Raw genomic sequence first — 26132 nt, 5'->3', positions numbered from 1 at the left:
ACTTTGATCACTAAGCCCATCGGACAAGACTCACAGGACACGACCTCTAGCCCAGCTGTTTGTCCACGAAACACCAGCGCCAGGTCTCGCCGGGTTCGTGGCTGCGCATCACCGGGTGCAGGGTGTCGTGGAAGTGCTCGGTCGCGTGCTTGCCCGGTGAGGAGTCGCAACAGGCGACGTTCCCGCATTTGACGCATTCGCGCAGGTGCACCCAGGTCATCCCGTTCTCGACGCAGACGGCGCACAAGTCCGGGGCGCTGGGTTCGATCGCGGGCCACTCCTTGGTCAGATGTTTGCACGATCCCGCCGTCGCGGCGGGGGTGCGCAGTTCCCGATCGGAGTCCGGCACGGTCTCCTCCTCCCTGTCCAGCATGGATTCCTCGATGTCGAGGCGTTCGAGGATCCGGCGCAGGACGTCATCATCGGCCATCCCGGAGTCGCGCGCCTCCAGGAACTTCTCCCGTTCGACTTCGAGCAGCCGCAGCCGCAGGCGGCGGTACGCGTCGCTCGGCGTTTCGGTCAGCGCGCTCTGCCTGCCCAGTTCCTCCCACGCCGAGTCCGAGCGGTGCTGGAGCCGGCTGCGCAGGCGTTCGACGATGTCGTCCGGGTCCTCGGGAGTCCGGATCTTCTCCAGTTCTTCGAGCGCGGCCCTGGTCATGTCGTGGAGCACGGCCGCCTCCTGGAGCGCGTCCTCGGCCGGGTCGGGCGGCGGCAGTTTCAGGCGGCGCACCAGCACCGGCAGCGTCGTCCCGTGCAGCAGCAGCGTTCCCGCCACCACGACGAACGCGACCAGGACCAGCACGGCCCGCTGCGGGGTGTCCGCGGGCAGCACGAACGCGGCCGCGAGCGTGACGACACCGCGCATGCCCGCCCACGCGATCACGGCCGAGTACCGCCACGGCCAGGCGTGCCGGCGGAATACCCGCCGCGCCAGGCCGATACCCGCCATCCAGACGATCCGGGTGACGATGGTCGCGGCCAGGGTGGCGGCGCAGATCAGCACCAGTTCCAGCGCGGTCAGCCCGCTGTCGCCGACCTCGGTCATGATCCGGCGGACCTGGAGCCCGATCAGCAGGAAGACGATGTTCTCCAGCAGGAACTGGATGGTCTGCCAGTTCAGCCTGCTGGCCAGCCGGGAGCGGCCCGAAAGCATGCTCGGCGCCTTGTGCCCGAGGATCAGCCCCGCGACGACAACGGCGATCACGCCGGAACCGTGGATCGCTTCGGCGGCCAGATAGGCGACGAACGGGACCACCAGCGAAAGCGCGGTGTCGGTGACCGGGTCTTCGAGGCGGGTGCGGATCAGCGCGGCGAGCGCGCCGACGGCGAACCCGATCACCAGCCCGCCGCCCGCGGCCAGCAGGAAGTCGCCACCGACCTGCAGCAGGCTCACCGAGCCCGCGATGGCCGCGATGGCGGTCCGCAACGCGACCAGCGCGGCCGCGTCGTTGAACAGGCTTTCGCCCTCCAGCAGCCTGGTCAGCTTGCGCGGCATCCCGACCTTGCGGGCGACGGCGGTGGCCGCGACCGCGTCGGGCGGCGCGACCACCGCGCCGATCGCGAGCCCGGCGGCCAGCGGCAGACCGGGGATCACCAGCCACGCCACGACCCCGACCGCGACCGTGGTGAAGATGACGAGCCCCACCGACAACAGCAGGATCGGCCCGCGGTTGCGGCGGAAATCGATGAGCGACGTGCGGATCGCGGTGGCGTACAGCAACGGGGGAAGCAGCCCCAGCAGCACGACCTCCGGGTCCAGCTCGTATTCCGGGACGCCCGGCACGTACGAGGCCGCGACCCCGACGGCGATCAGGCACAGGGGCGCCGACCAGTCGAGTTTCCGCGCCGCGGCGGTGACCAGGAGGACGGCCACCACCAGTGCCACTAGTTCTACCGCGATCTCCACGCCGCTCATCATCACCCGGGAGCGTCAGAGCGCGCGCACCGAGGCCGGGCTACCGCTCTTCGAACCGCACCAGATTGCCCGCCGGGTCGCGGAAAGAGCAGTCGAAGGCGCCGTAGGACTGCTTCATCGGTTCTTGGACGACGTCCGCTCCCGCCGCCTGGATCCGGTCGAAGGTGGCGATCAGGTCCGGGGTGGACAGCACGATGATCCCGTGGACGCCCTTGGCCATCAGCTCGGCGATCGTCGCGCGTTCCTCGTCGGTGATCTCCGGACCGGCGGCGGGATGGAGCACGAGTGACGTCTCCGGCTGCCCCGGCGGGCCGACCGTGGCCTGGAGCGGACCCTGGTCACGTACTTCGAAGCCCAGGATGTCGCGATAGAAGGAAAGTGAAGCCTCGAGATCGTCTGCCGGGAGGAAGGACGCCTGAATCGAGAGGGTCATACGACTCAAGGTAGGTCGGCGCGTGGAGGCGTCGCTTCTCGATTCCTGATCGGTCGCATGACCTGCTTGACGACGCAGCCGGGCATGCCCCGGCCGTCCTCCGCCGCCTGTTTGCGGTACGCGCTCGGCGAGATGCCGACCAGTTCGGAGAACCGCGTGCTGAACGTGCCCAGCGACGAGAAACCGACGTCGAAGCAGACCTCGGTGACCGACATGTCCCCGCGCCGCAGCAGCATCATGGCCCGCTCGATCCGGCGGGTCATCAGGTAGCTGTACGGCGATTCGCCGTACGCGGCGCGGAACTCGCGGCTGAGGTGCCCGGCGGAGACGTGCACGCCGCGGGCCAGCGCCTCGACGTCCAAGGGCTGCGCGTAGTCGCGATCGATCCGGTCGCGGACACGGCGCAGCATCGCCAGGTCCCGCAGGCGCGGGTCGGGTTTGCCGGTCACCCGGAAAGCGTAACCCACGCCCCGAAGGGAGAGGCCCCCTCGCCGGGTGGCGAAGGGGCCTCGGGCGACTCCCGGTCTAGAGGGTGATCTTGTCGATGTTGGGACCGCCGTTCGCCGTGGTGGCGACCGCCTTGATCTTGTTCGCACCCGCCGCCAGTGTCACCTTGGCGGTTCTGGTCGTCCAGTTCGGCCAGGCCCCGGTGCCGCCGAAGCCGACACCGGAAGCGCTGATCGAGCCGTTGACCGAGAAGTCCAGCGGCCGGTTCGCTGTCGTCCCGTTCGCGTAGCGGACGACCACGTCGTAGGTGCCCGCGGACGGCACGTTCACCGTCCACTCGACCGAGCTGCCCGCGACGTTGTCGTAGTTGACGAAGCCGGTGCCGGTGAACCCGGCGTGGTTCGACTCCACCGCGCCCCGGTCGATCGTGGCGTCCTCGGCCTGGTAGTCGACCGGGGTGCTGGGGCCGGAGCCGTCGGCGGGAACGGTCTGCGTGCCGGTGTTCCAGCCCGAGACGCGGACCGAAGGCTTGGAGCCCTTGAGATCGGCGGTGCGGTACTTCGCGGTCAGCGTGGTCGTTTCACCCGGCCACAGGCTGACCGCGTTGTCGTTCCACTCCACCGGAAGTACCGGCTTGCCCGCGGCGTCCACGACCTTCGAGTCGACGTAGAACGCCGGGAGCTTGCCGCCCGAGGTGTTCTTCAGCGTCACGGTGGTCGTGGTGGTGCCGTCGGCGCCGGCGACCGACTTCGCCGTCGCGCTGACCGCGGACTGCCCGAGGTTCTTCAGGCCGGACAGGTCGGCGTAACCCGACTGAGGCGTGTAGTACCAGTCGCTGCCGCCCCAGTTCAGCGTGTCGGCCTTGGTGGAGAGCCAGTACACGTTCCGGCTGACCTCCTTGCCGGACGAGTCGGTGAGCACCAGCTTCGCCAGGTACGTCGTCGACAGTCCGCTCACCGCCGGGACGGTGACCGCGGTGGCCTTGGCGCCCAGCGCGCCGACCGACAGCCCGGTCTTGGTGTTGCTGTACTTCTCCGTGCCGTCGAGGTTGTACAGCTTCGTGGTCGCCGTCAGCCCGCTCGCCGCGTTCGACGTCTGGTTGATCACCACGACCGACCGATTGTCGTGCGAGTACTGGATGTGCAGCGGCTCGTTGGCCTTCTTCGCCCCGTAGTAGGCGCCGTTCTGGTCCATGTAGGCGTCGAACAGCTGCCAGTGCAGCGAGGTCCACGGACTGTTGAGCATCCAGTAGATCAACCCGGTCGACGGGTTGGTCGAATCGGTGTAGTTGCGCGAGTGCGATTCGAACTCCGCGCGGACGTTCTCGTACTGCGCGAGCTGCGCCTTCCGTACGAAGTCGGTCAGATCCGCCGGCGCGCCGTAGCGCTTGGTGAGCGCGTTGGCGAACAGCTTCAGGTTCGCGAACGTCGTCGACGAAGAACGGTGGTATTGGGGTGCCGACGGGTCCTTCCACATCGTTTCCAGTTCACTGGCCGACATCATCCGCTTCAACGTGTCCATCGTCGGGATGTCGACGCCCGCGCTGGTCTCGGAGTTGAAACTCCACGCGCCGCCACGGTCCTTCTGCGACTTGTCGTACCAGTAGACGGGCGGGACGTAGTCGTACGGGCCGTTCATCTTCATGCCGGAAGCGCCCGTGATCGGGGACGGCCTCTTCGACGCAGACGGGATCACCGGGAGGGCGAAGTCGGCGGCCTTCATCGCGTCGAGGTAGCCCTGCTCGATCCGCCGGTCCGGCGCGAAGTCGCTGCCGATGTGGAAGGAGATGACGCTCGGGTGGTCACGCAGGCGCTCGGCCTCGGAGAACATCGACGCCTTGGCGATCGGGTAGTCCGACTCGACCCACGGCTCGCCCTTCTCCTCGCCGTTGACGTGCCCTTCCCATTTGTCGCAGCATTCCCAGCCGGGCATGGTCAGCACGCCGAGGTCGTCGGCGAGGTCGAAGAACTCGTCCGGCTCGATGTGGCCTTCCAGCCGGACCGTGTTGAGTCCGAGGTTCAGCACGTACTTGAGCTTGTCGGCCGCCGCGGTCTCGTTCCAGCGCAGGAACAGGTCCGGCGTGTAGCCGCCACCCCTGATCAGCAGCGGTTTGCCGTTGACGCTGTACTGCCGCCCGCCGCTGGAGTTCAGCGGCGCCTTGACGTCGCGGACACCGAACTTCGACTTGGAGGTGTCCGACGGCGTTCCGCCGGCACTCGCGGTCAGGTCGAGTTCGTACCGGTGCTGGCCGCCCATCCCGGCGGGCCACCAGAGGTCGGGTTTGTCGAGGCCGACCACGCCGAAGGTGACCGTCTTGCGTTCCTTGGCGGCCAGCGAGACCGTCTGGGTGATCGGCTTGCCCGCGACGGTGCCGGCGACGGTGGCCTGCACCGCGTTCGCCGAGTCGTTGCGGACGTCGGCCTTCACCGTCAGGTCGGCGCGGTCCAGCGAGGAGTTCAGTTTCTGGACGACGTGGGCGCTGCGCAGCGCGACCGGGCCGCTGCGGCGGACGAGGACGTCGCGCACGATGCCCATGTTCTGGTCCGGCGGGGTCTGCGCCCAGTCGATCCAGCCCATCGAGAGGTCGTTGTCGGGGTCGTTGGGGTAGACCTTGAACGCGACGCTGTTGACGCCCTGGCGCACGTGCGCGGTGATGTCGAGGTCGTGGCGGGTGTAGGCGCCGTTGACCTGGTCCTTCGTCGCGATCCTGGTGCCGTTGACCCAGACGTCGGCCTTGGAGAGCACGCCGCTGAAGTCGAGGTACGTGCGCTTCGAGGTGTCGTCGACGTTCAGATCCGTGCGGTACCACCACGGCACCGAGAACTGCGCGGTCGGGACGTTCTTCATGTTCGTCGAGTAGAACGGGTCGGCGTACTTGCCGTTCTGCAGCAATCCGGCGTAGACCGTCGAGCGCGACGACACCGGGTACCAGCCGGCGGTGGGGAAGCCCGGCTTCGACACCGCCGAGTCGTCGCTGACCTGTGCCGAAGACTGGATCACGTAGCCGGGGATCGGGGTGGCGTTGCCCGCGGCGGCGCCGACGGACAGGGGGACGGCCACTTCCGCTCCGGTGGCGGCGGGGGCGGTGGTCACCCCGCAGACCGCGGCGGCCAGCGCGGTGACGGTCATGGCCAGTAACGGGATCCGGGTTCTCTTCTGCCGAAAACTCACGAGCGCGCCTCCTCGGGCACACGGCGGACCTTGGCGAAATCGTTAAGAAAGTTCCCTAACAATATTGGGGGAGATAGTAGCCGCCACGTCACGCGGAGAACAGACCTTGCACCGGGTTCGTCAGCGATGGAAGCTCCGCCGGACGGCGGCCGCGCGCAGGCAGAGCAGGAGTGGAAGGGACGCGTCGTCACGCAATCTCGACGGCAGTGAGGGCGCGTCGGCCAGGTCCACCCCGTCGGAAAGGTCCTTGCCTAGCGCCGCGAGGTCGACGTCGAGCATGGTCGTGCCCGCGCTGTACAGCTTCTCGGCGCCGCGCGTACGACGCGTCAGCAGGGTGGCGCTGTCCACGGAAAGCTCGGTGATCCCCAGGAACTCCGGCTTCGCGCCGCGCTCCATCCAGCGCGCGAACCCGGTCAGTCTGGTGGAGGTGATTTGGCAGGGCAGGAGGCCGGTCTCCTCGCGGAGTTCCCGCTCCATCCCGGCGATCACCGCGGTGTGCAGCATTCGGCGGCGTCCGCCGTCGGGGGTGTCGAGATCCTGGGGTTCCAGCGAGCCGCTGCCCGACGGCGCGAGCAACAGCGCGCTCGCGGAGTTCCGGCCGGACTGGCGCACCACGACCAGTTTGCCGTCGGAGGTGAACGCGATGGTCGAGACGCCGACCAGATCGGCCAGTTCACTGCTCGCCAGCGTGCGCAGGCTGCCCGATGAGTCGGCGAGTTCCTCGCGGCGGAGGTCGTACTCCTCGCCGGTGTCGGTCTTGGTGATCCGCAGCGTCGAAAGTTCGTTGGAGCACACGGCGTCGAAGAACCGCGCTCGATGCAGCCGGATCGGGGCAGGCGTGGCGCCCGCGGCGGGGAGCGGTTCGCCGCGCATGCCGACGATGGCGCCGTTGAACAGCAGCCGCCCCTTCGCGCGCAAGGGGAGAACGTGCGGCGCGGTCGCCTTGAGCTTGGGCGGCAGGCGGTACGGCTCCTCGGCGACGACGATCCGAAAGTTCCCCGCCGTCAGTGCTGCGTCGATCGCGTCGCTGACCAGCGCCGTTCCTCGCGCGGGTACGGAGAGGTACGCCGCTCCCGGGTAGGCGGGCGGGGGCGGCAGTTCGGCGGTGGGGAAGGGGGCGGCGATCGCGCTGAACTCGAACCCGGCCCATCGTGCCCGCAGCAGCCGGAGATCCCTGACGAACGTGGTGGTGCCCAAAGCCAGTGCCAGTACCGAAAGCGCGATGCCGAAGGCGCTGGGCAGTATTGTCGCCACACCCAGGACGACGCCGACCCCGGACGCCGCGACCGGCCACTCACGAGCGGCCGAGTAGGCGAAGTGGTCGGCCTTCGCCCTCGCCCGGCGGGTCAGTTTTCCCATCGCCACCTTGTCTATCACGGCAGGGGCGGGTGATTCGCCGGGTTGGCGGAAGTGGGACTCAGCCGACGGGAGCCACGTAGATCCACTGCCCGTCGGCGCGGACGAAGCGGCTGTTCTCGTGCATGCTGCCGGGTTGGCGATCCTGCCGGTAGTGGGCACGGAACTCCACGGTGCCCTCGTTCTCCAGCAGTCCGCCGCCGGTCTTGCCGAGGATCTCCAGGAACGTCCAGCGTTGCCCGGGATCGAGCTCGAGATCGGCGGGCCTGGTCTTCGGGTGCCAGGTCTTCGTGAGGTATTCGGTGTCGCCGACGGCGAACGCGCTGAACCGCGACCGCATCAGGAGTTCGGCGGTCGGCGCGGTCGCGGCTCGCCGGTGGAAGCGGCCGCAGCAGACGCCGTAGGGCTCGCCCAGGCCGCAGGGGCAACGGGACTCGTCGGTGATCACAGGCACGCCGCCGATTGTGTCACCGCGCCGCCGCGGTGGTTTCGAGGTCTCGCGCCTGCTTGAGCCAAGCGGTGAACAGGGCGGCGTCGATGTCTTCGACTGAGCGCAGCTTGACGTGCGCCATCTCCCGCGCGCTCGCCTCCAGCCTGCCGGACTCGTCGTCGACGAGCTGCCCCTTCCACAGGGCGAAGGTGACGTACGACGAGTAAGCCTTCATCAGGCAGACGAGGTTCTTCCCGACGGCTTCGCCGGCGCTCCACGTCGGGGAGGCGTGGTACATCGCCTCGATGGAACCCGGCAGGGAAGCGTTGACGATCGGGCGCAACGCGCTGGCGACTTCGCGCAGGTTCTCGGGCAGAGCCGCGATGTAGTCGTCGACGTTCGCGAACTTGGCCATGACTCGTACTCCTTCGGTCGGTGTGGTGTAGAGTCAACCGCCGAAGGTCTAAGTTGTCAAGACAAAAAAATTAGTCGGTGAGTTTGAATGTCTGACCTCGTGTTTCCAGCGCCTCGCGGATGATGCGGAGCGCTTTGGGGCCGACGCCGTGCAGGCTCGTGAGCTCGGCTTCGGTGGCGCGGGTGAAGTGCTCCAGCCGCGTGTAACCGGCCGCGGTGAAGGCGCGCGTCGCCGGGTTGCCGATGCCGGGCGGCAGGTCGGGTTGATCGTTCATGGGTCCTCTTCGGTCGTGTCCGGCCTGGTCGCCTCCATTGTGGACCGCTGGTGCGGGTTCAAGGTGCGGGGAACTCGACGGCGACGTCGACGGCGGTCTCCAGCGTCGCTTCGCTCGGTCGTCCTGAAGCTGGGGCGGATTCGGCGATCACGACCAGCTTCTTGGCCAGACGGGAGTCGTAGTTCTTGCCGGTGAAGCGGCTTCCGGGCGGTGCCTCGCCGAAGAGCACGACGTTGCCGGTGCCGTCCTTGTCGACGAGCCGTTTCAGGTCGCTTGCCTCGCTCGACTTCGGCATCTTCACCCACGCGACGGACACGGTGATGGTGTTCCCGGCGCCGTCGTCGACAGTGACCATCATGCGATCGAGATCCACGCAAGGATGGCGCAGGAAGAAGCGCTGGACTTCGCCGAAAGAATGCGGCCCGCAGGTGAGTTCCCGCTTGGCGGTCTTCTTCAGCTGGCGCCAGCCCAGGCGTTGCCATGTTTCGGAATGGCGGCCCTTCTGCGCGGATTTCTTGCTGGAGCTTTTGCCTTTGAGGGCTTGGCTCGCGGCGGAATCCAGGGAGGCGGCAGTGCCTCCGCCAATGCCGTTGGTGGCGGCAACGACCACTCCTGCCGTGGCCATCGCGCCCGCACCGTACTTGTATTTGATCCAACGGCCGTCCGGGCCACGTGGTTGATTCACCATGATGTGCTCCGTCCCCTCCCAAGTCCGGAACGGCCGATCTTGCTCCGGGTTTTGCGGAATAATCGAGAGCTCTTGCGTTAATACGCTCGAACGGCGCAGTCGATGTTCGGGTTTCCGCCGGTACTGAACATTTTCAGCCGACGCGCGGCTTGACCGGGTAGTCGGCCTGGCGAGACGCCGTGACTAGGTACGTGAAGGCCCCTTCATGTACCTAGGCGCAAGAGGAAAGGGGCCTTCATGTCCTTCAGATCCCGGTGTTGTCCGCTGGACATGACCTCGTCCGTTGCGCTGAGGTCGTCGCGTTGCAGGAAGAATCGGCACGGAGCGCCGGGCTGGAAGCATGCCGAGGGGCCCGTCGCCGGTGTGGCTGGCGGGCTCCTCGGGGTCAGTGGTGGTGGAGGGTGTTGCGGCGGGGTTGCCGGAGCGGATCTCGATACTGGGGTGGGATGAACTCAGGTAATCCGTCGGCCGCCATGCGGACTTCCCAGTCACCGTGGTGAATCAACCGGTGATGGAATCCGCACAGCAGCACGAGATTCCGGAGATCCGTGGGTCCGCCGTCTGCCCAATGCACAATGTGGTGGGCGTGGCAATTCTTCGGTTTTCGATGGCAGCCGGGAAAGGCGCAGCCTCCGTCGCGGATGTTGAGGGCTCGGCGTTGGCCGGGGGTGACGAACCGGCGCAGTCGTCCCACATCCAAGGGTTCACCCGCGGCGCTCATCACGACCGGCAGCATCAGGCAGTCGCAGGCCGCGAGCCGCGCTTCTCTGGCGGTCATCGTGCCGACGAAGTCCAGGCACGCGGTCCCGAGGCCGGATTTCAGTTCGTCGAGTCCGATGGTGACGTGTAGCAGGGTGCGGTAGCCGCTGGTGCCGGGCTGGTCCGGGCAGGCGATGGCCAGGTCGAGGATGTCGGCCCAGGCGTCTCCCAGGCGTTCGCACTTCATCCGCAGATCGGCTTGGCCGAACTCGTCGACCGGCCGCGGTGCGGCGTACGCTTCCAGTGCGGCGGCGGTGCGGGCACCGGTCTCATCGTCGAGCAGACCGGTGAGTTTCCAGAACCCGTCTTTCCGGCGCTCCAGGGTGATTTCCCGGCGCGGCTCTTTGGGTTCGGGATTCTTTGGCTCGTTGCCGTCCGGGTCCAGCAACGCGAGCAGATTCGCTTCGGCGTCCGCGAGCTGGCGGGGACCGGCGTCGCGGGCGAGGGTGGCGAGAATCTTCTCCGCACCGGCGCGGTCCTCAGTAGAGGTGTCGGCGGGGAGCTTCTTCAAGATCTCCAGGATCTGCTCGATCCGTTCGTCCCCGACCAACCCTTCGGCGGCGACCGCGGCGGTCGCGGGCGCGACAGCGGGAACCTCAGTGCCGTCCAAAGCCCGAGTCGGATTCAGCGCGATCGCCCGATTCACCACCGGACGCGCCTCACCGCGTGACAATCCCGCCACATCCGCGAACCAAGCAGCCGTACTCCCATACCCGAACAAGTCTTTGACACCCCGGGACTCGATCTCCGCCAGGTACTGCCCCAATCCGGCGGTCGCCATCCGAATCACCCGCAACGACTGCCGCACACCATGGGCAAGCTCCAGCTTGCCGGCACGCCACAGTTCCTGCGGCAACTCGGGAAGGAAGGTCTCGGGCACCTCTCCATATTACCGCAAATCAATCGAACAAGTGTTCGTAATTTTGAGCGACAAGTAAGACGTACACACAACACTGAAGGATGATGTTTCCTCGCGTCGACACCACGCAAAGAAGAGGTGACGCAATTAGTCGACTAAATGCGGCCCCGCATGCGACCGGCAGACCGCGCGGACGAATTGCTCCAGGCCCGCCCCGCGATGCTCGCCGACTTCCGGGCCGACCGGGAAGGGTTCCTCGACGCCCAGCTGATCCGGGTCGACGACGAGAGCTGGCTCGACGTCGTGTGGTGGCGTTTTTCCGAGGACTTCGCCGCGTCCCGCGAGAGAAGGGGCGAACCTGCCGGGGATCAAGGCGTTCTTCGCGCCCAACACCGAGTTGATCTCCGCCGAGGAAGGCACCACCGAGGATTACCGGGCATAGCCCACATACCGGGACAGGAAATATCGTCGCCGCCGGCCCGTTGACCTGGGGGAACGAGCAAGGTCACGGAAGGGGATCGGCGATGAGCACAAGCCTGGACACGTTCACGCGGGACTGGCAGAGCTGGAAGACCCAGCGCGAGCGCGATCTCGCCGATCCGCTCGGCTGGCTCGCCCTGGTGTCCCTTGATTGGCTCGAGGACAAGCCGCGCGCGTACGAGGGGCTGCCCGGCCTGTGGTGGCAGGACGCCGACGCGGCGTACCTCGAACCTCAGGGCGCGGATCTCTCGCACGACGGCGAGCGGATCACCGGTGTCCGCCGCTTCGAGCTGATCAACAGCGGTGCGACCACCAGGGTCGTCGCCGGCGACATCGAGATCGAGGTGGCGCGCCGCGGCGGGTACCTGATCCGGACGCACGACCCGAAGGCGCCGGTGCTGAACGCTTTCCGCGGTGTCCCGGCGTACGAGCCCGACGCGGCCTGGGTGCTGTCCGGGACTTTCGAGCCCTTCGACGAGCCGCGGCCGACCACGGTCGGTGCGGTCGTCGAAGGGCTCAGCCACGTCTACGTCTCGCCGGGCATCGTGCGTTTCGAGTACGACGGCGTGGAGCACGCGCTCACCGCGTTCAACGGCAAGAAGGACGGCCTGCTCATCCTGTTCACCGATGCCACGAGCGGCGTCACCACCTACGCGGCGAACCGGTCGCTCGCGGTGCCGCCTCCCGCGGACGACGGGTCGGTAGTCCTCGATTTCACCCGCGCGACGAATCTGCCCTGCGCGTTCACCGATTTCGCCACGTGCCCGTTGCCGCCGGCGGGCAACGACCTGCCGTTCGCGGTGGAAGCGGGGGAGAAGCTGCCCTACGAGCGGCAGGGCTGAACGGTCGCGAGCGCCGTCATCGCCTCCTGTTCGCGCCGGGCCAGCTCGGACAGGAGGGCGGACGCGTCGTTCAGCCTTCCGGCATCGCCGGTTTTTCCTGCCTGTGCGAACAAGTCCGCGACCTCTGTCCATAGTGGAGTGATTTCCCGGTATTTCTCATACGCGGTGAGGAGACCGGCATCGTCGACGATGGCCGCGCCTTCTGCGAGGAAGTCACGGTAGATCCGGCGGAAGAGTGCCCCGCCGGTCCCTGCCCGCTCCATCAGGACGGCGGCCTGCGGAAGGTCGCGCGCCGGATCAGTGCTGCGCTCCAGCCATTTCCGCACCTGGACGGCGGCCTTGCCGATCCCGCGATATCCGAGGTTCGCGATGGGCGGATTGAGGAACCCCGCCGCGTTGGCCCGGACGGCCGTGCGGATGGCGTCGGCGAGCGGAACCAGTGGCTCGTCCGCACCGATGGTGAACGAGCGGTTCTTCGCCGTCATCGGGCCCTTCTCCCCGCGGGCGCGTTCGAGGCTCTCCAGTGATGTCGATACGGAGCCGCCCTGCTGTGCCGTGTCGACGAGGAAAGCGTGCTCGTCGTCATAGCCGTACAAGGCGGCGAAGTGCCCTCCGAAGTGGACTTTCGACGTGAAGTACTCCAGGTGGTACGAGTCGAGTTGCAGACCGACCGGCACACCGGCGTCGATCTCCTCGGCCACGTTGCGCCACGCCGTGCGCGCCGACGTCGTTTCCTTGACCCGCAAGGACAGCCCGAGCCGGTCGGTCAGCTTCCGCGTGATCTCGACGGGCTTGCTGCGCCCGCCGAGGAACGGGAACGGCAGGTTCTTCCCGTCCCAGTAGAGGAAGCCCAGGCCTTCGCCGAGTCCGAACAGCATCGGCTCGGACAGCTCGATCCCGGCGTGCCGCAGGAGGACATGGAGCGTGCTGGTCTCGCAGTGCTCCCCGCCCGCGGACGCGATTCCCTCGATGATCACGAGGTCACCGGCCAGGCGATCTCGGTGCGGTAGGCCTCGGGTGCGACTCCCGGCCCGGGCGCCACCAGGTACAACTCTTCGGCGGGACCTGCCGGGACGCGATCGCGTTCGGCGATCCAGCGGCCGAGCGATCGGTACGCGGTCTCGACGTCTTCGTAGCCACCTTCGTGGATCGTCGCCACGAGCGGTCCACCGGGAAGCTCGGCGGAGCCGATCGCCCCGTCGTCCCGCACCGGCCCGCCGACCGGGACGAACAGTTCGACGGTCAGCTCATCCGGATCGTCGGTGACGTAACGGGCCCCGGGCGGTCCGGACGGTGTGACCCCTTGCGCGCCCAGGGCCGCGAACAGCCGGGCGTAGGCGGGGCCGATCAGTTCGGCCAGACCGCTCAACGGCGTCCGGATCGACAGGCGGGCGATCGGTCGCGGTGCGCGCACGCGTTCGTAGACGTGCAGCCACCGCGTCGGTTCGGCGAGCACGGAGTCGAGTCCGTCGGTGATCGCCGCGAGTTCGGCGGCCCGTGCCGCCACCCGGTCGTGATGCCGTTTGATCGCGGCCTTCACCTCGTCCGGGTCGCCCGCGTCCAGGATCGCGGCGATCTCCGCCAGCGGCACCTCCAGTTCCCGCAGCCGCCGGATCAGGCCGGCGCGCGCGAACTGTTCGAGCGAGTACCGGCGGTACCCGGTGCCAGGATCGACGCTGGCGGGTACCAGCAGCCCGATCCGGTCGTAGTTCCGCAGCGCGCGGACCGACAGCCTGGTGGCGTGCGCGAACACGCCTATCGGCATCAGGGTCGTCATGGGACCAGCCTGAACCCTCTCCCGGGGAGAGGGTCAAGCCGGTACTCACTCCAGTGACAGCCGATCGAGATCCGGGGCGGACGCGTGGTCGTTGTGGAGTTTGATCGTGTTCGCCCCCGCCGTCAGCTCGACCGGCAACGACGCCGTGAGCTGGGTGTTGTTGCCGGCGCCGTCGACCTTCACCTCGATCGGCGTGCCGCCGTTGACCGTGACGAAGTACGAGCGCGGCCCGTTGACGGTGAAGTCGATGTGGAGGGTGTAGCGCCTGGTCTCGGGCACGGTGACGTCGTCGAACCGCACGAACGAACTCGGGTCGCCACCGATGTTGCGGACCTTCTGCCCGCCCGAGCACACCCCGCAGTTCGTGACACCCGCGTCGCCGACGTCGTTCGCCGAGTCTTCGGCCTCCCGCATGAAGACCCGGTCCGCCGGTCGTGGGCTCACCCGGACCGGCTTGCTCACCGTTTTCGCCCGGCCGAGCAGGTCGAACGACGCGGTGACCGGGATGTCGGCCGCGGTGACACCTTCGGGGGAGACCAGGGTCCAGGAGGCTTCGAGCTCGTTCCCGACCCGCATCGACGTCGCCGTGGCCGGAGCACCCTGCAAGGTCCAGCCCCCCGGGACGACGGGTGCGAGGCCGACCTGCTTGATCGTGTCGTCCGCGTCGAGCCGCAGCTTCGCGGTCACCTGAAGGGACTGCCGTCCCGGCGCGAGCCACTGGATGCCGCCCGGTTCGACGGTCAGCGTCGTTTTCGGCGTGTAGGACGACGGTGGCAGGAGGGCGATCGCGATCCGGTCAAGGCCCGGCCCCGAGGAGGCGTCGCTGAACACCTTGACGGTGTTGGCGCCGGCGTTCAGTTCGACGGGGATCGCCGTCGAAGTCACGACTCCCGGCGTTCCGGCGTCGATCACGGTCCCGACGGGGGTGCCGCCGTTGACACTCACCGCCACCGACGTCGCGGGACCGCCCACGGTGTCGAGCTGGAGCCGGTGGCTTCCGGCTTCGGCGGCCGTCACGTTCGGATAAGTGACCGAGTTGCGCGGGCCGCCACCGAGCCCGGTGACCTGGAACGATCCGGAGCAGGATGAGCAATGGCCGAGCCTGGCGCGGCCGTCGTGGTCGTTGCGGAAGGACTCCGCCTCCAGCGGGACCTGCGCGCCCAGCGCCGAACTCGGGTAGCCGTACGCCACCTTGATCTCGTCGATCGCCAACTGCTTGTAGAAGGGTTTCGCCTGAGGCCCGGACCAGGTGTTCAGCACCTCGAGTTTGACGAACCGGGCCTGCCGTTCGCCGAAATCGATGAACTGCACACCACGGGCGCTCGGCATCGCGCCGGTGCGGACCGGTTTGCCCCAGTTCCGCCCGTCGTCGCTGACGTAGACGCGATAGTCCTTGATCCGCGACGAGTCCTCCGGCCTGCCGAACGACTCGCGCGCGTGCGTCGGCGACATCTCACGCTGATTCACCGCGAGATAGGTGGCGGTCCGTCTCCTGCCGAGGTCCAAGGTCAGCGAGACCGGCTGCTTGCCGTCGGCGTCCCAATGGTTCTCGAAGTTCCCGTCGACCAGGTTCGACGCCGGATGCCCGGCGCGCGAGGACGAAGCGGTCGCCTTGATCGTGCGGGAGTCGTGGAAGTACCGCTGCCCGGCCGTTTCCACCTTGAACACCGTGTCGTAGGAGTCCCAGTCCTTGATGTCCACAATGGTCAGATAACCGCCGGATTGGCTGAAGCGCAGCGACTTCCCCGTGCGCAGGTCGGACACGCCGGTCACCTTGTATCCGTTGTCGCGTAAGCGGAGCAGGTCGGTGCGCGGCCGCGTCACCACGTGGAGGTACTGCGTTCCCGCGCCGGGCTCGACGGTGATGACGCCGTGCGCACCGTCGTTCCAGAACCCGGGCTGCATCCCGCCGTACATGTACCCGCCGCCCTCCTTGCCCTGCAAGGAGGACCTGATCGGGGGCACCCAGCTCGCCATGAAGTTGTTGTACGCCTCCTGCTGCGGCGGGAACTTCCCGTTCACCATCGGGGTTTCGGCCATCAACGACTTCATCGACGAACCAGCGTTGGTGATGTAGCGCCCGGTGGACAGCCGGAAGTCGACGGCCTGATCGGTGCCGTCGTACCACCAGCCGCCGTTGGTCGGCAGCTTGTAGTCGGCCTCGGTGAGCCTCGGCATGGGGGTGAAGGCGGCCTGCGGATAGTCGTACGGCGGTGTGATGCCGGTCTTCTGCTCGTTGCTGACGGTGTCCATGATCGGGGTGTCCTCGTTGTTGTTGCTCAGCAACCAGGACGGCCGTTTCTCGCGGATCTGTTCGTAAAGCTTGTTCTTCTCCCAGTAGTCGTTGTCGTTGTCGATCCAGAACCCGGCGAGGTCCGCGTAGCGGTCCATGACCTCGTGGAAGAGGTCGTAGCTGTACTCGCCGAAGCCCGGGCGGGTCGTCAGGTCGACTTGCTTGCCCTTGTAGGCGGAGTACGCGGCGGAATCCAGTGACTCGACACCAGTCTCCTTGTGCCACTGGGGATCGTCGGTCATGTAGAGGATCGTCCGGACGCCCTTCGCGTTGCCCGCCTTGACGAGCTCGCCGAGGAGGTCGCGGCGCGTAGAGCAGCTGCCCGGGATCGCCGACGGCCACGGGCGCGCGTAGCCCAGCCTGCTGTGGAAGGTGGCGAGCACGATGTAGGAGGCGCCCAGCTTGCGAGCCTCGTCCACCCAGTAGTCCGCGCTCCAGCCGCCGTCGGTGACGGCGCGTTCCCAAGCGGCGCAATCAGTGTGGCGTGGTGCGGTGAACATGCCCCAATGGAGGAAGAGTCCGGCGGTGGCTTCGCGGAGCCACTTCTGCCGGGGATGGTGCACCTCCGCGCTCGCGGTCGTCGTGGTGAGCAGGCTCGTCAGCAGGGCGAGAACTATGGCGAGCCAGGCGGTGCGATGCGCTCGAACTCTCATGACCATCCGCTCTCATCCAAGGCGTGGGGTTCCCGAGAGATCCGATGATTGTCGCAGAAATGTCGATGGTCAAGCCCCGATGAGCGGGACACTCATCAAGTCATCGGAGGTATTTCGCGACTAAGCCCTCTCGTCTGCAGTACGAGAGGGCCTGTCGGTCGTGACTCAGATGTTGAAGCCCGGATGAGTCGCGAAGGCGTTGTCGATCACGAGGTTCCCGCGCTGGCGGGCGCGTTCACGCAAGGCCGACGTCGTGCGGGCGCCCTGGGCGTAGAACCACCACAGGTAGAGCGCGCCGTACATCCAGGCGCCCTCGTAGCCCCAGGTGGAGTCGGCGCCGCTCTTGCCGGCGCCGAACACCGAACCCGCCGGGAAGTTCGCGTTGTGCGGCTTCCCGCCCTGGTGCCGCGATTCGTGGATCAACGTCTCGGCGCGTCCGGGAACGTCCTTGGAGTACCAGAAACCGAGGTACAGCTCGATCCGGTCGTCGACGAACGCCCCTTTGAACGAGCGCGCGATGGCGCTGCCGTCGCCGCAGAGCGAGCGGAGGTCGTCGCAGTTGTCGCGGACGTACCGGCGCGCCCAGTTCAGCATCGCCCCGGAATAGGCGTCGTTCTGGTAGTCCTGTGCCGAATAGGTCAGCAGGTAGCACGCGTTGAACGTCCGGGCGAGCGGCTTGTCGGTGTTGCACGCGTCTTCCCAGCCGAAGCCGTCGTCCCAGTAGTCCTTGTTGCCCGCGAAACCGTAGGTGTTCCAGAAATAGTCGATGTAGGTCTGATTGCAGATCGAGGCTCCGTAGAAATTGTCCCCGGTCACGTTCTTGTCGGGCACGGTGTAGCTGCAAGTGGCCATCGGTGATCACCTTTCTGTATAAGGAATGGATGGGGTTCAGGAGCGCGGGGGCTCCGGCGGTGGCACGTCGTCGGCCCGCGAGTCCTTCACGTACCGGCCGCCGACGGCCTGGGGGACACCGCGGACCTCGACCCGCCGGATGTTCAGCAGGCGCTCGTCCTCGGTGCCGCTGAGTTCCTCGCGCACCCGCGCGGTGAGCTCCGTGTCCCCGGTCGCGGCGACGGCCTGGACCGCCGCGCGCCGGACCGTGAACACCTCGTGCCGGACCTGCCGCAGCAGTAGCTCCTTTGCCGTGCTGTCCCCGGCGGATGCCAAGCGCGCCAACGCTTCCACGGCGGTGGTGCGGATGATCACCTCTTCGCCGACGGTGCTGATCCCGTGCGCGGGATCGTCGGAACGCTCCGGCGGGATCGGCTGGCGCAGCACGTTCTCCAGTACCGAAACGGCGGCGGTGTGCCTCAGATCGGTGAGCAGTTGGACCAAGCCCCAACGCTCCAGGTACTGCTCCTCGGAAAAGGCGTCGTACTGCGCTCCGAGCGCCGGGACGACGTCGTCCGCGCGCTCGCGAAGCCGGTCGAGGCTCCGCTGGTAATTGCGCTCGGCGTCCTCGCCGGACGCGGCCATGGTTTCGGCGGCCTGGGTGACCAGTTCGCCGATTTCGCTGTTCGAGAAGCTTCCGAGGCCCGAACTACCCGGGCCCGCTTCGAGATTGTCGCCACCCGGGCCCAAGGACGGGGTGTCGGGATTGCGTGGCATGAGGTTCTCCTTCGCGGCGGCGGTGATGCTGACGGAAGGAAGGAACGCGGGCCGGCGCGGCAGATACCTGATTTTCCGAAAATTCGCCCGTTGGGGCGGAACGTGATTTTCACCGCGGAAATCCGAAAAGGATTTTGCTCACCGAAACGGGATGGTCGTCGAAAAGCCTTCACGGATTCCCGCTCGTGCTCAATGGCGGACGTCGATGACGACGCGGTTCGGCGAAGTCAGGGTGAACACGGTGACCGGCGTCCTCGACCGGACGCCGAGACCGATGGACAAGGTGCCTTCGTAGTCGCCGGTGACCGCGACCGCCATGACGGTGCGCAGATTCCGGGTCCGGAATTTCCGCGGGCCGGGATAGGTGGGATTCCCGGCGTCGTCGTGCGCGGCCGCCGGGGTCGCGGTGACCGCGATGAAGAATTCCCCGGTCAGCCAGACGATCTCGCCCGAACCATCGGCGATCAACTCGTCGACGAGGTCGTACCGGACGGCGGGAGCCGCGCCGGCGCTCAGGTCGAGCACGACCCGGTCGAAGCCGGGGTTCTGGCCGGTGCGGATCCCGGTCATGGCGGGGATCTGCTGCGCCGCAGCGGAAGCGGGTGTGACCGCGGCGATGGCCCCGGTCAACATCAGGACGGTGGCGGCGACTGCGCGTCGTAGGGTGATGGTCATGGCGATGACCTCCTGCCGGAGAGTTGTTTCCGGAAAGACGCCCCAGGTCCCGATCGGTTGTATTCTTCGCACTATCGTTACTGATCGCCGAATACGCGTCGAACGATCTCGAGGTCGGCGGGAAAATGGTTTCTCACGCGCTCCGCGAGCCAGGCCAGGTAACGGAGATCGCTTTTCGCGGAAGCGATGAGATGGGTGAATTTCCGGTCATCGTCCCGGTAGCTGTCGTGCTGCGAGCCGAAGACGCACTGCACGTCCGTGGTGCCGCCGCCCCAGCAGAGTGCGCCGAGAAGGTATTGCTCGACAACGAGGTTGTAGTCCTCGAGCGGCGCGAGCCGTTGCCAGGCCGTCTGGTTCTCGGCCGACTCCACCATGCGGATGGCGAGATCGGCGTAGCGGCGGAGGAAGGGAATCGCCGTGCCGCCGACGACTCCGGTGCACAGTGCGGCGTCCCCGGTGTAGCCGCTGAATTCCTTCGGCAGGAAACCGCCGGCGCTCCGGATCGCCGCGGCGACGGCCGAGGGCCGGTAGTAGCCGGCATCGCGAACCGGTGCGTGCTCGGGATTCTGTGCGACGACCTCTCCGTCCAGCCCCTCCGCCGGGAATCCGGGCCAGAGGAACACGTCGTTGTCGATGTGCAGGAACGGCTCATGCTGCTCGCGGTACGCGTGCAACTTCCCGAGCGCCCACCACGACGGGTCCTGCCCGGCTAGCCCGTTCAGCGTCAGGGAGATGTCGTCGAAGGGCAGCCGCAGCCGTTCGGCAAGCAGTTCGTGACCCCAGTCGTCGGTCACCAACGCCGTCGTGGGGAAGAGGCGGGACGCGAGCCGGAACGACAGGATCCAGGACAACGCGTGGAAGAAGTCGCTGGGCCAATGCCTTCCGCGCCGGCGCCGGTACGGGACGCTCCAGAACGACCAGACCGCCCGGCGGATCGGTCGCGCGGTCCTGTCACCTGGACGGACCACGCGGACCGGTGGAGGACGCCAACCCGGCTCGCCGATCTCGCCGTATCCGCTGTGCCGGGGGATTCCGGGCGCGAGCAACCGGCCGCCGATGGCGACCGCGGTGCCGGGATCGTATCCGTAGTACGGCATCGCGCTGTGGTTCGGCTCCGGAAGATCGAACGTTACGACGGCCATTTGTCGAACCCGCCGGATGTGGTGTACTAGTACACCTTGGGTGCGACGACCGGTGAAAGCCCTTCGCCGGTTCTGATCTTTCACGGTCAGGAGGAGTCTCTTGTCGTCAAGCGCGGGGGCGCCGAGCCGATTCTCGGCGCGTCAGGCGTTCGCCTGTCAGCCGGTGTTCCTGGAACGCCTGCTCGTGAGCGTGGAAATGCGGCATGGAAGGGCGTATCGCCGGTTGGCGGTGCGAACTGTCGTCGCCTGCGAGAACGGCGTCGACGGCTACGCGGCGCGGGCTCCAGCCGGGTGGACCGAGCCGGTTCCCGTCAAAGCGATCTTCGGTTGCCGCGTCGAGACGTCGGCGGATGCTGTGGATCTGCGCTTCCCGAAGCCGCTCCGTAAAGGAGAGCGGCACGAATTCGTCTCCCTCGTATGCGACGACGATCTGGACGGAGAAAGACGGTGGATCAACGTCGACGTCGACCATCACGGGATCGCGCCAGGTGTCGTCGACGGTGAAGGCAAGGTCAAGGGAGGGCTCAACGTCAGCATCACGTTCGACGACCACGTTCCCGAAGCCTGCTGGTGGTACGCGGAACAGACCCAGTGCGAGCGCGTGATCCGGCCGCCGGCCGGCGATCGGCGTCTGCTCGAAATCCGGCGTGGCGTCGTGGAGCACACGTTCGCGGGGCCTTGCCGGCCGCGTGAGCAGTACGGCATCGCTTTTCGCTGATGGTGCAGGGGAGTGAACATGGCCGATGACGTGGGCTTGGAGTCGCTGCTCGACTACGCGCGAGAGGGCAGGGTCGGGCTCTCGGTCGTGGCCGCCGTGGCGGGAGCGAAGGTGGGCGAAGGCGCGACCTTCGCGGAGAGAACCGCGGCGTTGCTCTTGGTAGTGGGCGCCTTGATGGACCGAGGCGCGGTCCCCGGCGACCTGGTGGGCGCGGATCACGACTTCGTGGCGTGGCCAGGGTCGAAGGACGCCGTTCTGTCGCGGCTGGCGTGCGAGGTCAAGGCGTTGGGGGAGCTTCCGGCGACAGGGGAGCTTTGCTGGATCCATGATCCGGCCACCACGGGGTAACGTTGCTCGAGTCGAGTCAGAGGTCGGCGGCAGACCTTCGTGCCACATGTTCGATGTGGTGGGAGGTGGCCATGGCGACCCAGCGAGAGACTGAGCCGGCGGTTCTCCCACCGGTGCGCCGGCATCGTGTCAGTTCATTGTCTCCCCATGAGTAGCCCGGTCCGGCGAAGTCGTTTCTTTCGACAAGCTCCTCGACCAGATCTGTGAATCGCTCGGCGGGATCGTCGCCCTCTTCGACTTTGCGGCGCAGCAGTACGGACTTGCCCGGCACGGTGTAGCAGAGGTACGGATTAGGGGTTCTCGGGTTGCCGTCGGACCTCGGCGGCAGTGGATGCGTCACGCCATAGTCGCCGTAGTTGACCCCGTTCGCACTGGCGTGGTCTGCCTCGTTCCAGAAGGTGACTTCTGGGCGATCGCGTTCGGTCGTCACGTAGGTGGTTCGCTGGGCTGGGATGGATCCGGCCAGAAGCGTGGTCGTGGCAGGGCCGAGCAGATCTGACAACGCCGAGGCCGTTTCGGCTGCCGCGATGGCTTGGCCTGGGCGGACGGTCTCGACGAAGCCAGCGTCGAGAATCGTATGGATGCGCCCCGGTCGCGTGCCCGTCGACCTCATGATCGAGTCGATCCGTCCGAGGACTTCGTGTAGTGGCCTGCCCGAGTGAGGAAGCCGGATGACGATGTCGCGATCCTGGTGTTCGAGCAGAAGACGTACTCTGCGTAACTCGTACTCCGAGGCGTCGAGAGAGACGACGGGAATCAAGTAGGCGACGTCAGGTGCGAAGAGCCCGAGCTCGGCCTGGGCCGCGAACTCGATGGCATGGTCGAGGAACTCGAACACCCCTCCCGGCTGCTGTACGAGCGGGCTGCCGGCTGCCAGCCAGGTGGTGTCGATCCACAAGGGGCGGCCGTAGGACGCGGCCCGTACGGCTGCTCGGACGAGCACTGGGAGGATCCTGCCTCCGGTCGGAGCCACGGAATCGAGCAGTTCGACCATCACACGTACCTGTGTGTCCTGAGGGGAGCGCAGGCAGCTCAGAGCGTTCAATTCTCCGACCTTGGCCTTGACCGCGACCAGCGGACGAACAGGATGCATCCGCCTTCCTCCCTGTGGGCGGCGACATTGTTCGAACTTTCTCAGTATCAAGCAATGTCGTGTTCGAGGCCGTCCTCCGAGTAGGTGGCAGATATTGCGCTCTGTGAGTGATCAGGTTCGTTACGTGAAGTAGTTCGGCGGTGCGGCTCATCGAGCTACGCTTGAGCACACTGGTCTCGTGAAGGTGATCACCCAGCGCGAGTTCATGATCAACCCCGCAGCTGTAATGGATGCCGTCGAGGCTGGCGAGACTTACCACCTCACGCGTAACGGTGTTGAGGTAGCTGAACTGCGGCCAATACCGAGGCAGCTCAGCTGCGGCGGGAAGCCGATGAGTTCTTCGGTACCGAGGATCGAGTGGACTACGGCGACGCCTGGGATCGGTTTCGTGACTGATCGTCCTGAGACAGGCGTACTCGACACCTGTACCTACATCGACTTCGGTCTGCTCCTCCCCATAGCACTCGCAAGCTCCCGGAGCTGACTGCTGTCACCGTGGCTGATTTGCATCAGGCGGTTACGACGGGCGAAGGACGCCGCCCGACGGCATGTACGGAAATGCTCGGTGCCGCCATCGTCGATTCATCCCGTTGCCGCTCGATGGCGTCGCGGATCGGGCGCACGGCGTCGACGCCTTGCCCGGCTGTATCGTTGAGTTTCCAGTCGCGGTAGCGCTTGCCGGGGAAGACCGGGCAGGTGTCGCCGCAGCCCATGGTGATCAGCACGTCCGAGGATTCGACGGCATCGGCGGTGAGCACCTTGGAATCTCGGCGGAGATGCCGGTGCCGACCTCGCGCATGGCCTCCACAGCCGGGTTGATCTGGTCGGCGGGCAGAGCCGGCCGAGCGAGCCTGAACCCGGTCGCCCGCGAGGCGGGTGAGGAATGCGGCGGTCAGCGTTGTGGACGCAGACAAACAGCACCGACGGCGCTTGGCCACTTGGCGCCAGGTGACACTTTGTGCCTCTTGTGGCCCCTGTGCTCGTGTTCCGAACGTGCTGCAGTGAGGGGTGGCCGTGTCACGCCTTTCCCGTGAGGAGGAATAACGTGAGGAAACCTCAACGATGGGGAGCAGTGGCGCTGCTTCCGCGACGTCGTGCATGGGGGCTGCGGGCCTTCGGTATCGGGGCCGCAGCGGTGGTGGCGGCAGGGTTGGTTGTCAGTGTTCCGGTGCGGGCTGTCGCTGCCACCACGGTCACCGACCTGGGCACCCTGCCCGGCGGCCGCTCCAGTGCCGCTGTCGGGAGCAATGCCGACGGTGCGGTCAACGGCCAGCCACCCTCTGCGTCCTACCCCAGGCGCGCGGTGCGGTGGGATCCGGCGGACCGGATCACCGAGCTGGGCACCCTCGGCGGCGGCGAGAGCCGTGCTCGTGCGATCAATGATGACGGCACGATCGTCGGCTGGGCGCGCACGGCCGGCGGCGGCGACCGCGCGGTGCGCTGGGACGCGGCGGGCCGGATCACCGACCTGGGCACCCTGCCCTGCGGTCGCTCCAGTGTCGCTGTTGGGATTAACGACGACGGCACGATCATCGGCGAGGCGTCCACGGGCGGCGGCCATTCTCACGCGGTGCGGTGGGACCCGGCGGGCCGGATCACCGATCTGGGCACCCTGCCCGGCCGTCCCGAGGGCACTGCTGTCGCGGTCAACGCCGACGGCATGATCGTCGGCACGGCGACCGTGGCCAAGGGCGAGCCCCGTGCGGTGCGGTGGGACGCGGCGGGCCGGATCACCGATCTGGGCACCCTGCCCGGTTACACCGGCAGCACACCTGTCGGGATCAACGCCGACGGCACCGTCGTCGGCACGGCGACCGTGGCCAAACTCCAGCCCCGTGCGGTGCGCTGGGACCCGGCGGGCCGGATCACCGACCTGGGCAGCCTGCCCGGCGGCCGCTTCAGCCATGCCACCGGAATCAACGACGACGGCACGATCATCGGCCAGGCGTCCGCGGGCGGCGGCCATACCCACGCGGTGCGGTGGGACTCAGCGGGCCGGATCACCGACCTGGGTGCCTTGCCGCCTCGCCATCCCGAGAGCAGTGCTGTCGGGATCAACGCCGACGGCGTGATCATCGGCAGGACTTCAGAAGCCACTGGCGAGTCCCGCGCGGCGCGGTGGGACCAGATGGGCCGGATCACCGACCTGGGCACCCTCAGCGGCGGCGAGAGCACCGCTTACGCGATCAATGACGACGGCACGATCATCGGCCAGGCGGAGCTGCGGAGCGGCTATTCCCGCGCGGTGCGGTGGGACTCGGCGGGCCGGATCACCGACCTGGGCACCCTGCCCGGCCACAACGACAGCAGCACTGTCGGGATCAACGCCCACGGCACGATCATCGGATGGTCGGACAGGTTCAACAGCCGGCGGCACGCTGTGCGATAGCACAATCCACCTGCACTCCCAATAGGCACAACCCCTGGCCTCGCCGACATAACCTGTTGCCTCACCAGCCTCGGGAGCGCCATTCGTCGATGTGCGGTTTCTGCTCGCCCAAAGTCGAGTCGTCGCCGTGGCCTGGGTAGAACCACGTCTCGTCCGGCAGTTCCCCGAAGATCCGCGATTCGACGTCGTCCAGAAGCGACTTGAAGTCTTCCGGCGAACCAGTCTTGCCGACGCCGCCGGGGAACAGCGTATCGCCTCAGCGGTGAACAAACTAGCCATCCGTAGCTCAGTGAGCTACGGATGGCTACTCATGCCCCATGAAGGTGATCCCCCCAGCGCGAGTTCGTAACAACTCCCCTGCCGGTATGGACGCCGTCGAGTCGGCGAGATCTACCATGTCTCTCGCGACGGCGTCGAAGTGGCTGAGCTTGCGACCGATACCGCGTCGAAAGCGTCTGACTGCTGAGAAGCTGGTCCGACGGCATCGAGGGTTGCCCGAGGTCGAGGCGGTTCAGACGGGACAAGAGGCCGACGACATCTTTGATGGTGGTCGAAGTGCTGCGCCTGCAGCGAGCGTTGGTTGTCGTAGGGTCGCATTGAGGCGTGCCGTGTCTGACGCTGCTACAGGTAGTCCAGTTCCTCCAACCTGCGGCGTCGGGATTGAGATGCCGGGTCCTCGTCGGTCGTCAGATCTTCGAAAGCTTCCGGCGGTGCCGCACTCCAAACGTCCTCTTGTTCCTCGGGCTCGTCTTCGTTCATCCATGGATCGAAGGAGTCTTCCCATGAGAAACGGGGCGTGTCGAGGCTGGTGCCCTCGGATTCGTCAGTCTTGACTGGAGGAGCTTCTCCCGGGAAACTGGTGGCAGGGCGGTCAGCGACAAGGGAGCCAGGGGCTCGCTTCTCGGGTTTTACCGAGATAGCTGGCCGCTCCTTATATCCCTCCCGCGGGCGGAAGCACGTTTTTAGCAGCGGATATACAGTCTCGTAGTGAGCGCACTCGCCCTTCACAAGCCGACGTTGAACGGTCCAGAGCGCGTAGTCAGCAACCTGTAGTCCCCATGAGCTTGCGCTGTCCCAGGTGCACAAGGTCAGATCCAGCCATGGAAACTGAGCGCACACCTCCTCGATAGCTTCCCGGACGGCTCTCTTCTTCTTCCCGGTACCCAGTGTTGCAGCGACGACGTACACCTTGTCCGTCCGGTTCAGCACATACTTAGCTTGGTAATGGAAATGCAGAAACCAAGCCAAACGGTAGAGGTAAGTATCGTTAGCTGAGGTTCACCCCGAATGGTGGACAGGGGTTACGAGGGTTCAGGCAGCCGCTCGGAGTGACTGCTCGAAGTTGTCAGGGCTGAGCATCCCGATCG

The 26132-nt window shown here is 66.9% G+C and carries 26 protein-coding genes and 1 pseudogene; 5 read left to right on the top strand and 22 right to left on the bottom strand.

Annotation, left to right across the window (positions count from 1 at the left end):
- Nucleotides 1-46: 46 nt before the first annotated feature.
- The 11 genes from AC069I_RS33340 to AC069I_RS33290 all read right to left on the bottom strand — a co-directional run bounded on the left by AC069I_RS33340 (nucleotide 47) and on the right by AC069I_RS33290 (nucleotide 11167).
- Nucleotides 47-1915 carry a Na+/H+ antiporter gene (locus tag AC069I_RS33340; RefSeq protein ID WP_478229399.1) on the bottom strand — a complete coding sequence of 623 codons (1869 nt, stop codon included), beginning with the start codon at nucleotides 1913-1915 and terminating at the stop codon, nucleotides 47-49.
- Nucleotides 1916-1955: 40 nt separating this feature from the next.
- Nucleotides 1956-2348, bottom strand: coding sequence for a VOC family protein (locus tag AC069I_RS33335; RefSeq protein WP_478267180.1), 393 nt, complete (start codon nucleotides 2346-2348; stop codon nucleotides 1956-1958).
- A 5-nt stretch (nucleotides 2349-2353) separates the two neighbouring features.
- The gene (locus tag AC069I_RS33330) at nucleotides 2354-2758 is read right to left on the bottom strand and encodes a helix-turn-helix transcriptional regulator (RefSeq protein WP_198941864.1); all 405 of its coding nucleotides are present in this window, start codon (nucleotides 2756-2758) and stop codon (nucleotides 2354-2356) included.
- A 115-nt stretch (nucleotides 2759-2873) separates the two neighbouring features.
- Nucleotides 2874-5966, bottom strand: coding sequence for a glycosyl hydrolase 2 galactose-binding domain-containing protein (locus AC069I_RS33325; RefSeq protein WP_478267179.1), 3093 nt, complete (start codon nucleotides 5964-5966; stop codon nucleotides 2874-2876).
- Between the two features lie 120 nt (nucleotides 5967-6086).
- A complete protein-coding gene (locus tag AC069I_RS33320) occupies nucleotides 6087-7325 on the bottom strand; it encodes a hypothetical protein (RefSeq protein ID WP_478229341.1) in 1239 nt (412 codons plus the stop codon).
- 58 nt (nucleotides 7326-7383) lie between these two features.
- Complete coding sequence (locus tag AC069I_RS33315; RefSeq protein WP_478229400.1) at nucleotides 7384-7770, bottom strand: YchJ family protein; 387 nt, start codon at nucleotides 7768-7770, stop codon at nucleotides 7384-7386.
- Between the two features lie 19 nt (nucleotides 7771-7789).
- Nucleotides 7790-8167 carry a DUF1801 domain-containing protein gene (locus AC069I_RS33310; RefSeq protein WP_478267178.1) on the bottom strand — a complete coding sequence of 126 codons (378 nt, stop codon included), beginning with the start codon at nucleotides 8165-8167 and terminating at the stop codon, nucleotides 7790-7792.
- A gap of 70 nt (nucleotides 8168-8237) precedes the next feature.
- Nucleotides 8238-8441 (bottom strand): helix-hairpin-helix domain-containing protein, encoded by a 204-nt coding sequence (locus tag AC069I_RS33305; protein WP_340688314.1) that lies wholly within the window; start codon nucleotides 8439-8441, stop codon nucleotides 8238-8240.
- Nucleotides 8442-8499: 58 nt separating this feature from the next.
- Entirely contained in the window at nucleotides 8500-9129 is a 630-nt protein-coding gene (locus AC069I_RS33300) for a hypothetical protein (RefSeq protein ID WP_478235729.1), read from the bottom strand.
- A 385-nt stretch (nucleotides 9130-9514) separates the two neighbouring features.
- A complete protein-coding gene (locus tag AC069I_RS33295; protein WP_478267177.1) occupies nucleotides 9515-10768 on the bottom strand; it encodes an HNH endonuclease signature motif containing protein in 1254 nt (417 codons plus the stop codon).
- Between the two features lie 126 nt (nucleotides 10769-10894).
- Nucleotides 10895-11167 carry a hypothetical protein gene (locus tag AC069I_RS33290; RefSeq protein ID WP_478229346.1) on the bottom strand — a complete coding sequence of 91 codons (273 nt, stop codon included), beginning with the start codon at nucleotides 11165-11167 and terminating at the stop codon, nucleotides 10895-10897.
- A gap of 104 nt (nucleotides 11168-11271) precedes the next feature.
- Here AC069I_RS33290 and AC069I_RS33285 point away from each other — a divergent pair, with 104 nt between their 5' ends.
- Nucleotides 11272-12069 (top strand): DUF1684 domain-containing protein, encoded by a 798-nt coding sequence (locus tag AC069I_RS33285; protein ID WP_478229347.1) that lies wholly within the window; start codon nucleotides 11272-11274, stop codon nucleotides 12067-12069.
- Here the strand turns inward: AC069I_RS33285 and AC069I_RS33280 are convergent.
- The 7 genes from AC069I_RS33280 to AC069I_RS33250 all read right to left on the bottom strand — a co-directional run bounded on the left by AC069I_RS33280 (nucleotide 12051) and on the right by AC069I_RS33250 (nucleotide 20217).
- Nucleotides 12051-13046, bottom strand: coding sequence for a BtrH N-terminal domain-containing protein (locus tag AC069I_RS33280; protein WP_478229348.1), 996 nt, complete (start codon nucleotides 13044-13046; stop codon nucleotides 12051-12053). The two genes, AC069I_RS33285 and AC069I_RS33280, sit on opposite strands and share 19 nt — an antisense overlap.
- Nucleotides 13043-13846 (bottom strand): MerR family transcriptional regulator, encoded by an 804-nt coding sequence (locus AC069I_RS33275; protein WP_478267176.1) that lies wholly within the window; start codon nucleotides 13844-13846, stop codon nucleotides 13043-13045. The genes AC069I_RS33280 and AC069I_RS33275 overlap by 4 nt, the downstream gene beginning before the upstream one ends.
- Before the next feature lie 45 nt (nucleotides 13847-13891).
- On the bottom strand, nucleotides 13892-16798 hold the full coding sequence (locus tag AC069I_RS33270; protein WP_478229350.1) for a discoidin domain-containing protein: 2907 nt from the start codon (nucleotides 16796-16798) through the stop codon (nucleotides 13892-13894).
- 159 nt (nucleotides 16799-16957) lie between these two features.
- A complete protein-coding gene (locus AC069I_RS33265; protein WP_007028085.1) occupies nucleotides 16958-17644 on the bottom strand; it encodes a hypothetical protein in 687 nt (228 codons plus the stop codon).
- Between the two features lie 36 nt (nucleotides 17645-17680).
- Nucleotides 17681-18400 carry a HEAT repeat domain-containing protein gene (locus AC069I_RS33260; RefSeq protein ID WP_478267175.1) on the bottom strand — a complete coding sequence of 240 codons (720 nt, stop codon included), beginning with the start codon at nucleotides 18398-18400 and terminating at the stop codon, nucleotides 17681-17683.
- A 189-nt stretch (nucleotides 18401-18589) separates the two neighbouring features.
- Nucleotides 18590-19075, bottom strand: a complete 486-nt coding sequence (locus tag AC069I_RS33255) for an AMIN-like domain-containing (lipo)protein (protein ID WP_478267174.1) — start codon at nucleotides 19073-19075, stop codon at nucleotides 18590-18592.
- Nucleotides 19076-19152: 77 nt separating this feature from the next.
- On the bottom strand, nucleotides 19153-20217 hold the full coding sequence (locus tag AC069I_RS33250; protein ID WP_478267173.1) for a DUF6734 family protein: 1065 nt from the start codon (nucleotides 20215-20217) through the stop codon (nucleotides 19153-19155).
- 100 nt (nucleotides 20218-20317) lie between these two features.
- On the opposite strand from AC069I_RS33250, the gene AC069I_RS33245 reads away from it, so the two are divergent.
- Both AC069I_RS33245 and AC069I_RS33240 read left to right on the top strand, forming a co-directional pair.
- Nucleotides 20318-20935 carry a hypothetical protein gene (locus AC069I_RS33245; RefSeq protein WP_478267172.1) on the top strand — a complete coding sequence of 206 codons (618 nt, stop codon included), beginning with the start codon at nucleotides 20318-20320 and terminating at the stop codon, nucleotides 20933-20935.
- 18 nt (nucleotides 20936-20953) lie between these two features.
- The gene (locus AC069I_RS33240) at nucleotides 20954-21283 is read left to right on the top strand and encodes a hypothetical protein (RefSeq protein ID WP_478229355.1); all 330 of its coding nucleotides are present in this window, start codon (nucleotides 20954-20956) and stop codon (nucleotides 21281-21283) included.
- Nucleotides 21284-21299: 16 nt separating this feature from the next.
- On the opposite strand, the gene AC069I_RS33235 is transcribed toward AC069I_RS33240, so the two are convergent.
- Nucleotides 21300-22376, bottom strand: a complete 1077-nt coding sequence (locus tag AC069I_RS33235; protein WP_478229356.1) for a beta family protein — start codon at nucleotides 22374-22376, stop codon at nucleotides 21300-21302.
- A gap of 178 nt (nucleotides 22377-22554) precedes the next feature.
- Here AC069I_RS33235 and AC069I_RS33230 point away from each other — a divergent pair, with 178 nt between their 5' ends.
- Nucleotides 22555-22860: a type II toxin-antitoxin system Phd/YefM family antitoxin gene (locus AC069I_RS33230; RefSeq protein ID WP_478267171.1), complete on the top strand. Its 306-nt coding sequence runs from the start codon at nucleotides 22555-22557 to the stop codon at nucleotides 22858-22860.
- Nucleotides 22861-22885: 25 nt separating this feature from the next.
- Here the strand turns inward: AC069I_RS33230 and AC069I_RS33225 are convergent, their stop codons facing one another.
- Nucleotides 22886-23134 carry a low molecular weight phosphatase family protein gene (locus tag AC069I_RS33225; RefSeq protein ID WP_478267170.1) on the bottom strand — a complete coding sequence of 83 codons (249 nt, stop codon included), beginning with the start codon at nucleotides 23132-23134 and terminating at the stop codon, nucleotides 22886-22888.
- Between the two features lie 410 nt (nucleotides 23135-23544).
- On the opposite strand from AC069I_RS33225, the gene AC069I_RS33220 reads away from it, so the two are divergent.
- On the top strand, nucleotides 23545-24765 hold the full coding sequence (locus AC069I_RS33220; RefSeq protein ID WP_478267169.1) for a hypothetical protein: 1221 nt from the start codon (nucleotides 23545-23547) through the stop codon (nucleotides 24763-24765).
- A gap of 61 nt (nucleotides 24766-24826) precedes the next feature.
- Here the strand turns inward: AC069I_RS33220 and AC069I_RS33215 are convergent.
- Together AC069I_RS33215 and AC069I_RS33210 are read right to left on the bottom strand one after the other, a co-directional pair.
- Nucleotides 24827-25021 (bottom strand): annotated as a pseudogene (locus tag AC069I_RS33215) (MBL fold metallo-hydrolase); the annotation flags it as partial.
- A 365-nt stretch (nucleotides 25022-25386) separates the two neighbouring features.
- Nucleotides 25387-25974 (bottom strand): hypothetical protein, encoded by a 588-nt coding sequence (locus AC069I_RS33210; RefSeq protein WP_478267168.1) that lies wholly within the window; start codon nucleotides 25972-25974, stop codon nucleotides 25387-25389.
- Nucleotides 25975-26132: the final 158 nt, after the last annotated feature.

The organism is Amycolatopsis sp. NPDC043885 (genome assembly GCF_056435685.1).
Note: the sequence above shows the minus strand (reverse complement) of the source record. Positions and strands in the feature narration are given on the sequence as shown.

Excerpts from the sequence above, each read along its gene's own strand:
- AC069I_RS33340 (WP_478229399.1), bottom strand. The coding sequence starts at position 1,915 with ATGAGCGGCGTGGAGATCGCGGTAGAACTAGTGGCACTGGTGGTGGCC.
- AC069I_RS33335 (WP_478267180.1), bottom strand. The coding sequence starts at position 2,348 with ATGACCCTCTCGATTCAGGCGTCCTTCCTCCCGGCAGACGATCTCGAG.
- AC069I_RS33330 (WP_198941864.1), bottom strand. The coding sequence starts at position 2,758 with ATGCTGCGCCGTGTCCGCGACCGGATCGATCGCGACTACGCGCAGCCC.
- AC069I_RS33320 (WP_478229341.1), bottom strand. The coding sequence starts at position 7,325 with ATGGGAAAACTGACCCGCCGGGCGAGGGCGAAGGCCGACCACTTCGCC.
- AC069I_RS33310 (WP_478267178.1), bottom strand. The coding sequence starts at position 8,167 with ATGGCCAAGTTCGCGAACGTCGACGACTACATCGCGGCTCTGCCCGAG.
- AC069I_RS33305 (WP_340688314.1), bottom strand. The coding sequence starts at position 8,441 with ATGAACGATCAACCCGACCTGCCGCCCGGCATCGGCAACCCGGCGACG.
- AC069I_RS33300 (WP_478235729.1), bottom strand. The coding sequence starts at position 9,129 with ATGGTGAATCAACCACGTGGCCCGGACGGCCGTTGGATCAAATACAAG.
- AC069I_RS33285 (WP_478229347.1), top strand. The coding sequence starts at position 11,272 with ATGAGCACAAGCCTGGACACGTTCACGCGGGACTGGCAGAGCTGGAAG.
- AC069I_RS33275 (WP_478267176.1), bottom strand. The coding sequence starts at position 13,846 with ATGACGACCCTGATGCCGATAGGCGTGTTCGCGCACGCCACCAGGCTG.
- AC069I_RS33270 (WP_478229350.1), bottom strand. The coding sequence starts at position 16,798 with ATGGTCATGAGAGTTCGAGCGCATCGCACCGCCTGGCTCGCCATAGTT.
- AC069I_RS33265 (WP_007028085.1), bottom strand. The coding sequence starts at position 17,644 with ATGGCCACTTGCAGCTACACCGTGCCCGACAAGAACGTGACCGGGGAC.
- AC069I_RS33260 (WP_478267175.1), bottom strand. The coding sequence starts at position 18,400 with ATGCCACGCAATCCCGACACCCCGTCCTTGGGCCCGGGTGGCGACAAT.
- AC069I_RS33255 (WP_478267174.1), bottom strand. The coding sequence starts at position 19,075 with ATGACCATCACCCTACGACGCGCAGTCGCCGCCACCGTCCTGATGTTG.
- AC069I_RS33250 (WP_478267173.1), bottom strand. The coding sequence starts at position 20,217 with ATGGCCGTCGTAACGTTCGATCTTCCGGAGCCGAACCACAGCGCGATG.
- AC069I_RS33240 (WP_478229355.1), top strand. The coding sequence starts at position 20,954 with ATGGCCGATGACGTGGGCTTGGAGTCGCTGCTCGACTACGCGCGAGAG.
- AC069I_RS33235 (WP_478229356.1), bottom strand. The coding sequence starts at position 22,376 with ATGCATCCTGTTCGTCCGCTGGTCGCGGTCAAGGCCAAGGTCGGAGAA.